Below are 2,572 nucleotides of genomic sequence, written 5' to 3' on the forward strand. Positions count from 1 at the left end.
GCAATTTGGGCCAACGGCTCCAGTACAAAGGCATGCTTCAACTCCGGCCGGGGGATTTGCAGATTGCCGGGGCCATTCAGCACTAAATCGTCGAAGAAGATGATGTCGATATCCAGCGTTCGGCTGGAAAAACGCGGCACATCGCGGCGGCGGCCGTGCCGATCCTCCAGCGTGTGCAGCCAAGCATCCAAGGTAACCACATCCCATTCGGTTTCAATAATGGCGGCGGCATTGATGAAGTCCGGGCCATTGAAGCCCACAGCCTTGGTAGGAAACCAATCGGACACCACCACGTTTTTGAAGGTTTCGCGCAGGGCTATTACCGCCGAAAGCAGGTTTTTTTCCGGGTCCTGATTGGAACCCAGACTCAGGTAGGCTTTATGCGTGCTCACGCGTGCGTTTCAGCTTCACGCCCACGGCTTTTGCGCCGCGCACCGCGCCGATCTTGCTGAGCTTCAGCTTTACCTTTGACACCTTGAACTCGTCAAGGATGATGTCGCAGCAGCGTTCGGCCAGCGTTTCCACCAGCCCGAAACTGGATTCCGAGACGAACTGGATCAAGCGCTTGCTGACCGCCTTGTAATCCAAGGTATGTTCGATGTTGTCGCTGGCCGCCGGAATGCGGTTATCGAACGCCATTTCGATGTCCAGTACGATCGGTTGCTTGATGGTGCGCTCCCAATCGTAAATACCGATGATGCATTCAATCTGCAGGGCTTCAATAAAGACTTTATCCATGGCCATACCTTACGGGGCAACGTGTGAAAGCGGCGGCAAGCCGGCCAGATCCCAGCGCGGCTTGCAAGCCACCACCGGCGGCTCGCTTTGGCCCGCGGCCAAACGCAGATAACCGGCATAGGCAATCATAGCGCCGTTATCGGTACACAGATCAAGCCGAGGGAAAAACACCTGTGCGTCACGTTTAGCCGTGCGCTGCTGCAATTGGTCACGCAGATAGCGGTTGGCACCCACACCACCGGATACCACCAAGCGCGAACAACCGGTCAGCTCCAGGGCGCGCTCGCATTTGATGGCCAAGGTATCCACTACTGCCTCCTCAAAGGCCAGGGCAATGTCAGCCATGTCTTGCTCGGTCTGTGTGCTGGCCTGCCAGGCCAGCAATACCTGGGTTTTCAGGCCGGAAAAGCTGAAATCCAAGCCCGGCCGGTTCACCATTGGCCGGGAAAATTTGAATGCACCCTGCCGTCCGCTGAGCGCCGCTTTGGCCAGTTGCGGGCCACCGGGGTAAGGCAGCCCCATTAATTTTGCGGTTTTGTCGAAGGCTTCACCGGCGGCGTCATCCAGGGTTTCGCCCAGCAAGACGTAATCGCCCAACGCATTTACCTGCATCAGCTGGGTATGCCCGCCCGAGACCAACAGCGCCACAAACGGCGGCTGGGGCGGATTATCTTCCAGCAAAGGCGCCAACAAATGGCCTTCCATATGGTGAACGGCAATGGCCGGAACATTCAGCGCCCACGCCATGGCACGGCCGGTAGCTGCACCCACCATCAATGCCCCCACCAATCCGGGGCCGGCGGTATAGGCCACACCGTCGATATCGGTCAAAGTCAGGCCGGCATCGTGCAGGGTTTGCTGAATCAAGGGCAACAATTTGCGCACATGGTCGCGACTGGCCAGCTCCGGCACCACCCCGCCGTAGGCCGCATGCAGGTCGATTTGGCTGTACAATCCCTGTGCCAACAAGCCCTTGGCGCTGTCGTACAGCGCCACACCGGTTTCGTCACAGCTGGATTCAATGCCCAATACCCGCATGCCCTGTCCTTTCAATACCGCGCGATATACTTGCAAAAACGCGCCTGTTCCCTTATGATAACCGGCTCTCTGGCAGGAAAACGCATCCGCCGGGAAATCAATTTTTTGGAGCTACCATGCCTAATGTGAAAGTCCGCGAAAACGAACCGTTTGAATTTGCCTTGCGCCGTTTCAAGCGCACCTGCGAAAAAGCCGGTGTCTTGGCCGATACCCGCAAGAAAGAATTCTACGAAAAGCCGACGCAGGAACGTAAGCGCAAAGCCGCCGCCGCCGTGAAACGCCAGGCCCGCCGCAGCTCGCGCGATATCACCAAACGTCAACGCATGTATTGATGTTTCGCTGAGCCGCAAGGCTCGCGCCACAAAGCCGGTTGCGCATCCGCGTTTCCGGCTTTTTGTGTTTATTCCCCTATGAGAAAACGGAGATTGCCATGTCATTGAAAGCACAACTCACCGACGATATGAAAACCGCGATGAAAGCCGGCGACAAAGGCCGATTGGGCGTCATCCGTCTGATCAACGCCGCCATCAAGCAGAAGGAAGTCGACGAGCGTGTTGAAATGACAGATGAGCGGGTGCTGGCTGTGCTGGAAAAAATGATGAAACAGCGCAAGGATTCGATCCAGCAATACCAAGCCGCCGGCCGCGACGATTTGGCCGAGATCGAAATCTTCGAGTCTGGAATTATCCAGGATTATCTGCCACAGCCCTTAAGCCAGGAGCAAATTCAGGCCATGATTGCTCAGGCCATAGCCGATACCGGTGCCAGCGGCCCGCAGGCCATGGGCAAAGTGATT

At 56.9% G+C, this 2,572-nt stretch carries 5 protein-coding genes; 2 read left to right on the forward strand and 3 right to left on the reverse strand.

What is annotated here, in order from left to right:
• The 3 genes from folK to tsaD all read right to left on the reverse strand — a co-directional run.
• Window positions 1-392: 2-amino-4-hydroxy-6-hydroxymethyldihydropteridine diphosphokinase (gene folK, locus Q0L62_RS13015; protein WP_296680590.1), on the reverse strand; the 392-nt coding region annotated here is incomplete at its 3' end.
• Complete coding sequence (gene folB / locus Q0L62_RS13020) at window positions 379-738, reverse strand: dihydroneopterin aldolase (protein WP_296680593.1); 360 nt, start codon at window positions 736-738, stop codon at window positions 379-381. The genes folK and folB, both read right to left, overlap by 14 nt.
• 9 nt (window positions 739-747) lie before the next feature.
• Complete coding sequence (gene tsaD, locus Q0L62_RS13025) at window positions 748-1,776, reverse strand: tRNA (adenosine(37)-N6)-threonylcarbamoyltransferase complex transferase subunit TsaD (RefSeq protein WP_296680596.1); 1,029 nt, start codon at window positions 1,774-1,776, stop codon at window positions 748-750.
• Between the two features lie 116 nt (window positions 1,777-1,892).
• On the opposite strand from tsaD, the gene rpsU reads away from it, so the two are divergent.
• Window positions 1,893-2,108, forward strand: coding sequence for a 30S ribosomal protein S21 (gene rpsU / locus Q0L62_RS13030; protein WP_296680598.1), 216 nt, complete (start codon window positions 1,893-1,895; stop codon window positions 2,106-2,108).
• 38 nt (window positions 2,109-2,146) lie between these two features.
• Window positions 2,147-2,572: GatB/YqeY domain-containing protein (locus tag Q0L62_RS13035; RefSeq protein ID WP_296680601.1), on the forward strand; the 426-nt coding region annotated here is incomplete at its 3' end.

The sequence above is a fragment of the Novosphingobium sp. genome (assembly GCF_024642085.1).
Lineage (GTDB): Bacteria > Pseudomonadota > Alphaproteobacteria > Sphingomonadales > Sphingomonadaceae > Novosphingobium.